This is a genomic window from uncultured Sphingomonas sp. (assembly GCF_946477935.1).
Classification (GTDB): Bacteria; Pseudomonadota; Alphaproteobacteria; order Sphingomonadales; family Sphingomonadaceae; genus Sphingomonas.
Genome location: NZ_CAMLAC010000231.1, coordinates 1 through 5,807, shown reverse-complemented (window position 1 = coordinate 5,807; position 5,807 = coordinate 1). Strand labels below are relative to the sequence as shown.

Genomic DNA, 5,807 nt, shown 5'->3' with positions numbered 1-5,807 from the left:
GCCGTGGGCGAGGTCATCAATCTGCGGCAGGCCCGCAAGCGGCGGGTACGTGAAACGGCGGCGGTAAAGGCCGCGGAGAACCGCGCGCGTTTCGGCCGAAGCAAGAACGAGGTCGTGGCGGAAAAGGCGGAGACGACGCGGCGGGAATTGCTGCTGGACGGGGCGCGGCTGGACGAGCCTTCCGAATAGGATCAGGCGGCGCGGCGGGCTTCGGGCAAAGGAACGAGCGCGTCGAGGAACTCCTGTGCGCTGCGGCGCCAGGAGAAGGAGCGGCCATAGGCGGCACAGGCCCGGCGGTCGCAGCCGAGCGCGCGGCGGATCGCGGCGGACAGGTCTTCGTCAAGGGCACCGTGGCGTGGGCCGATCAGGTCGAGCGGGCCGGTGACGGGCAGCGCGGCGACCGGTGTGCCGCAGGCGAGCGCCTCGATCATCACGAGGCCGAAGGTGTCGGTGCGGCTGGGGAAGACCAGCACGTCGGCGCTGCGATAGGCGGCGGCGAGGGCGTCGCCGAAACGGGCGCCGAGGAAATGGGCCCGGGGGAAGCGCTGTTCGAGCGCGGCGCGGGCGGGGCCGTCGCCGACCACGACCTTGCTGCCGGCCATGGGGGTGGCAAGAAAGGCGTGCAGGTTCTTTTCGATCGCGACGCGGCCGACATAAAGGTGGATGGGGCGGGGTAGTGCGGCGATCGTCGCGTCGCGCGGGCCTTCGGGGGTGAACAGGTCGAGATCGACGCCGCGGCCCCAGCGGCGCACGCGGGACAGGCCGTGCGCGTTGAGGCTGGCCTCGACGCCGGGGGTGGAGGCCAGCACGGCGGCGGCGGGGGCGTGGAACCAGCGGACATAGCGCCATATCCAGGCCGCGGGGATGCCGGTGCGGGCGGACACGTAATCGGGGAATTGTGTGTGATAGGCGGTGGTGAAGGGCAGCCGCCGCGCGATGCACCAGCGCCGCGCGGCGAGGCCGAGCGGTCCCTCGGTGGCGATGTGGATCGCCTGTGGCCGGGCGGCGGCGAGGCGGCGGCCGAGTTCGCCGGGGCGCAGGATCGCCAGGCGGATCTCGGGATAGGTGGGGCAGGGGACGGAGGGGTGTGCATCGGGCGCGAGGACGGTGACCTGATGACCCATCGCCTGCAACTCGGCCCGGACCGCGCCCAGCGTCCGCACGACGCCGTTGACCTGCGGCGCCCAGGCGTCGGTGACGATCGCGATGCGCATGGGGGTCAGGCCGCTTTTGCGGGGCTGACCGGCTCCGGCGGGGCGACCCGCCTGGCGATCTCCTCGCCCCAGTGGAGCAGTTCCATGCGGCCGTCATGATGCTCGACCAGGGCGGTGCAACCCTCCACCCAGTCGCCGTCGTTATAATAGGCGATGCCGCCGATCTCGCGTATTTCGGCGGTGTGGATGTGCCCGCACACCACGCCGTCCACCCCGCGCGCGCCGGCGGCATGGGCGACCACCTCCTCGAAATGCGAGATAAAGGCGACGGCGTTCTTCACCCTGGCCTTGGCGTGCTTGGACAGCGACCAGTAAGGCATGTTCAGCCGCCGCCGGATGCCGTTGACCCAGCGATTGGCGACCATCAGCGCCGTATAGGCATGATCCCCGACATGGGCGAGCCAGCGGTGGGCCAGCGTGATCGCGTCGAACTCGTCCCCGTGCAGCACCAGCAGGCGGCGGCCATCGGCCGTGAGGTGGATCGTCTTGCGGCAGATGGCGATGCCGCCAATGTCCATGCCGGAAAACTGACGGAACATCTCGTCATGATTGCCGGGGATATAGACGACGCGGGTGCCGCGCCGGGCGCGTTTGAGCAGGCGGCGGACGACGTCGTTATGGGCGGGCGGCCAGTAGAAGCGGCGTTTCAACTGCCAGCCGTCGATGATGTCGCCGACCAGATACAGCGTATCGCTGTCGACATGGTCGAGAAAGTCGACGAGCATCTCCGCATTGCAGCCGCGCGTGCCCAGATGCACGTCGGATATCCAGATCGTACGGTAATGCCGGCGGGTACCCGATCGGGGGGCGGGCAGGCGTGGCGTGAGGTCAAGGATGTCGGCGGCAGCGTTGGTCGGCATCATGGGCTCCCTGCGCTTCTGCAGGCAGGCTGTACGCCGCCACTGTTACGCAGGCGTCGCATTTCGGTGACGCGATCATGTCAACGGGGTGCAGTTTTTTACTATTTTCCAACCTGCATTGGTAAGATTGCCCGGTAGGCGCGGCAACCTTTCTCTCACACCATCGTTGATTCGCAACGGTTCACCGACCGATCAGGGAGAAGAGACATGGCCACGCATTCCGTGCCGATCCGGATTTCCGATTTGCCGCGTGAGGAGCGGCTGACCGCCTTGTATCGTCGCGCCGCCGAGGAGCGGGTACGCTATGAATCCAGCCGGATGGCCAAGCCGTCGCTGATAGACCGGTTGCGCGCGCTGTTCTGAGAATAGGCTACGGCCGGAGAAGCCTGCACGTATCCACTGCTCCGCGTGCCGGTGCCGGGTGCGGCTTCCGCATGGCGATACGTGGTAATGTTGTAGCGTTTAGATGGTCGGGGAGAGAGGATTCGAACCTCCGGCCCCTGCCTCCCGAAGGCAGTGCTCTACCAGGCTGAGCTACTCCCCGACGGAGTACGAACCGGTTTGCGAAGCCTTTCGGGAAGGCCGGTCCGTGCTGGAGGCGCGCCTATACCCAGCAGCTTCAGGCGGCGCAAGCGGGTTTTTGAGGAGCCTGTGAAAACGTGGGCGTACGCGCCCATCGCTTTGGCATTTGGGCAAGAGCGGTGCTAACGGCGGGCGAAACCTTTACCCAGGAAGACCCCGACCCCCGTGTCCACTCCGCTCGACAAGATCCGCAACTTCTCGATCATCGCGCATATCGACCATGGCAAGTCGACGCTGGCCGATCGCCTGATCCAGCAGACGGGCGGCCTGACCGACCGCGAGATGTCGGAACAGGTGCTCGACAATATGGAGATCGAGAAGGAACGCGGGATCACGATCAAGGCGCAGACGGTGCGCCTGGCCTATACCGCGTCGGACGGCGAGACCTATACGCTGAACCTGATGGACACGCCGGGCCATGTCGACTTCGCCTATGAGGTGAGCCGCAGCCTGGCCGCGTGCGAAGGCGCGCTGCTGGTCGTCGATGCCGCGCAGGGCGTCGAGGCGCAGACGCTGGCTAATGTCTACCAGTCGATCGAGCATGACCATGAGATTGTGCCCGTCATCAACAAGATCGACCTGCCTGCCGCCGAACCGGAAAAGGTGAAGCAGGAGATCGAGGACGTGATCGGCCTGGATGCGTCCGAGGCGGTGCTGGCATCGGCCAAGTCGGGGATCGGCATCGCCGAGATACTGGAAGCCATCGTCAAGAAGGTGCCGGCGCCCAAGGGCGATGTGGATGCGCCGTTGAAGGCGATGCTGGTCGATTCGTGGTACGATCCGTATCTGGGCGTCGTCATCCTGGTGCGCGTGATCGACGGCACGCTGAAGAAGAGCCAGCAGATCAAGTTCATGCAGGCGGGAACGACGCATCTCGTCGACCGGGTCGGCTGTTTCCGCCCCAAGATCGAGCAGTTGACCGACCTGGGACCGGGTGAGATCGGCTTCATCACCGCACAGATCAAGGACGTGGCGCAGGCGCGCGTCGGCGACACGCTGACCGATGCCAAGCGGCCGGCGGCCGAAGCGCTGGAGGGTTTCAAGGAAGTCCAGCCTGTGGTGTTCTGCGGCCTGTTCCCGGTCGATGCCAACGACTTCGAGAAACTGCGCGAGAGCATTTCCAAGCTGCGGCTGAACGACGCCTCGTTCAGTTTCGAGATGGAGACCTCCGCCGCGCTCGGCTTCGGTTTCCGGTGCGGGTTCCTGGGGCTGCTGCATCTGGAAATCATCCAGGAGCGGCTGACGCGCGAATATGATCTGGACCTGATCACCACCGCGCCGAGCGTGGTGTACGAGATCGAGCTGACGCATGGCGGCGGCACGATCGAGTTGCACAATCCGGCCGACATGCCCGATCCCAACAAGATCGCGACGATCAGCGAGCCGTGGATCGAGGCGACGATCTACGTTCCCGACGAATATCTGGGCTCGATCCTGAAGCTGTGTCAGGATCGGCGCGGCATCCAGAAGAACCTGACCTATGTCGGCGGCCGTGCGCAGGCGACCTACGAACTGCCGCTGAACGAGGTGGTGTTCGACTTCTACGATCGGCTGAAGTCGCTGTCGAAGGGCTATGCCAGCTTCGACTATCACCAGATCGGCGTGCGCGAGGGCGACCTCGTCAAGATGAGCATCCTTGTCAACGAGGAGCCGGTGGATGCGCTGAGCATGATCGTTCACCGTGGCACCGCCGAGACGCGCGGGCGCGGCATGTGCGAGCGGCTGAAGGAGCTGATCCCACGCCACCTGTTCAAGATCCCGATCCAGGCGGCGATCGGCGGCAAGGTGGTCGCGCGCGAGACGATCAGCGCGATGCGCAAGGACGTGACCGCGAAATGCTATGGCGGTGATGCGACCCGTAAGCGCAAGCTGCTCGAAAAGCAGAAAAAGGGTAAGCTGAAGATGCGCGAATACGGGTCGGTCAGCATCCCGCAGGAGGCGTTCATCGCCGCGCTGCGCATGGGTGACGATAACTGAGGCGTTGCTGTCCCGCTCCCTTTCGGGGCGAGATGGGCGTTGTCTGGCGTGCGTGAAATCCAACCTGTCCGTTCGCCTCGAGTAAGGATCGAGCTTGTCGAGAGCCTGTATCGAGAGGAGCCCTCCCGTGGTGAGGATCTCTCGATACGCCGCCTCGACAGGCTCGACGGCTACTCGAGATGAACGGGTAAGGGGGATTGCTGATTGCCACTAGATGCCGATCGGGCCTGAACCTGTGCAACCTTAGGGCGGGCCCTCGCGTCTGGTAATCTATCCGGTGGTATATAATGGCGAAGGGGCGTTCGATGCGGTGGTGGCGGGCAATGGCGTGCGCGGTGCTGGGGTTCGCATCGACCATGGTCGGGGCACAGCAACGCCCTCCGCTGGTGCTGGCGGCGGCCAGCTTGCAGGAGTCGATGACGGCGGCGGCGGACGCCTGGGCGGCCAAGGGGCATCCGAAGCCGGTCATCTCGTTCGCCGCATCCTCCGCGCTCGCCCGGCAGGTGCAGGCGGGGGGCAAGGCGGACCTGTTCGCCTCCGCCGACGAGGAATGGATGGATGTGCTGGAGCGCGGCGGCCTGCTGGCGCCGGGCACGCGCGCGGCGTGGCTGGGCAATCGGCTGGCGGTGGTGGCACCGGTGACGAACCCGGTACGCCTCACGGTGCGGACGCTGGCCCCGACGCTGGCGCGCGGAGCACTCGCCATGGCCGATCCTGCATCGGTGCCGGCGGGCAAATACGGCAAGGCGGCGCTCGAGCGGCTGGGGGCGTGGGACGCGGTGGCGCCGCGGGTGGTGCGGGCGGAGAATGTCCGTGCCGCGCTGGCGCTGGTGGAGCGGGGGGCGGCGCCCTACGGCATCGTCTATGCCACCGATGCGCGGGCGAGCGCGGGCGTGCGCGTCGCCGGACTGTTTCCCGCCGCCAGTCATCCGCCGATCCGCTACCCCCTCGCTCGGCTGAAAGCATCGACCAATCCCGAGGCCGAAGGCTTTCGGCGCTTCCTGCTATCTGGTTCAGGTCGGGCGATTTTTGCGCGTTACGGCTTTTCGACGCGGTAGCGGGCGGGTGATGCTGTCGGGGGAAGAATGGGCGATCGTGCGCCTGTCGCTGCTGGTGGGGGGCAGCGCGATGGTGGCGATGCTGCCAGTCGCGTTCGCGCTGGCGTGGTTGCTGG

The 5,807-nt window shown here is 66.3% G+C and carries 6 protein-coding genes, 1 tRNA gene and 1 pseudogene; 5 read left to right on the top strand and 3 right to left on the bottom strand.

Features of this window, described 5'->3' with window-relative positions:
* Window positions 1-189: DUF4169 family protein (locus Q0U08_RS17205; RefSeq protein WP_367271154.1), on the top strand; the 189-nt coding region annotated here is incomplete at its 5' end.
* Between the two features lie 2 nt (window positions 190-191).
* Here Q0U08_RS17205 and Q0U08_RS17200 read toward each other — a convergent pair.
* Both Q0U08_RS17200 and Q0U08_RS17195 read right to left on the bottom strand, forming a co-directional pair.
* Window positions 192-1,214 carry a glycosyltransferase family 1 protein gene (locus Q0U08_RS17200; RefSeq protein ID WP_298092843.1) on the bottom strand — a complete coding sequence of 341 codons (1,023 nt, stop codon included), beginning with the start codon at window positions 1,212-1,214 and terminating at the stop codon, window positions 192-194.
* 5 nt (window positions 1,215-1,219) lie between these two features.
* Entirely contained in the window at window positions 1,220-2,074 is an 855-nt protein-coding gene (locus tag Q0U08_RS17195) for a UDP-2,3-diacylglucosamine diphosphatase (protein ID WP_298092841.1), read from the bottom strand.
* 207 nt (window positions 2,075-2,281) lie between these two features.
* Between Q0U08_RS17195 and Q0U08_RS17190 the strand changes: the two genes are divergently transcribed.
* Window positions 2,282-2,437, top strand: a complete 156-nt coding sequence (locus Q0U08_RS17190) for a hypothetical protein (RefSeq protein ID WP_298092840.1) — start codon at window positions 2,282-2,284, stop codon at window positions 2,435-2,437.
* Between the two features lie 104 nt (window positions 2,438-2,541).
* Here Q0U08_RS17190 and Q0U08_RS17185 read toward each other — a convergent pair.
* A tRNA-Pro gene (locus tag Q0U08_RS17185) sits at window positions 2,542-2,618 on the bottom strand.
* Between the two features lie 203 nt (window positions 2,619-2,821).
* On the opposite strand from Q0U08_RS17185, the gene lepA reads away from it, so the two are divergent.
* The 3 genes and pseudogenes from lepA to Q0U08_RS17170 all read left to right on the top strand — a co-directional run.
* The gene (gene lepA, locus Q0U08_RS17180) at window positions 2,822-4,633 is read left to right on the top strand and encodes a translation elongation factor 4 (protein ID WP_298092838.1); all 1,812 of its coding nucleotides are present in this window, start codon (window positions 2,822-2,824) and stop codon (window positions 4,631-4,633) included.
* 323 nt (window positions 4,634-4,956) lie between these two features.
* Window positions 4,957-5,691 (top strand): molybdate ABC transporter substrate-binding protein, encoded by a 735-nt coding sequence (gene modA / locus Q0U08_RS17175; RefSeq protein WP_298092845.1) that lies wholly within the window; start codon window positions 4,957-4,959, stop codon window positions 5,689-5,691.
* A gap of 10 nt (window positions 5,692-5,701) precedes the next feature.
* Window positions 5,702-5,807 (top strand): annotated as a pseudogene (locus tag Q0U08_RS17170) (molybdate ABC transporter permease subunit); the annotation flags it as partial.

Coding starts and splice junctions, on each gene's coding strand:
- Q0U08_RS17200 (WP_298092843.1), bottom strand. CDS start 1,214: ATGCGCATCGCGATCGTCACCGACGCCTGGGCGCCGCAGGTCAACGGC.
- Q0U08_RS17190 (WP_298092840.1), top strand. CDS start 2,282: ATGGCCACGCATTCCGTGCCGATCCGGATTTCCGATTTGCCGCGTGAG.
- Q0U08_RS17195 (WP_298092841.1), bottom strand. CDS start 2,074: ATGCCGACCAACGCTGCCGCCGACATCCTTGACCTCACGCCACGCCTG.
- modA (WP_298092845.1), top strand. CDS start 4,957: ATGGCGTGCGCGGTGCTGGGGTTCGCATCGACCATGGTCGGGGCACAG.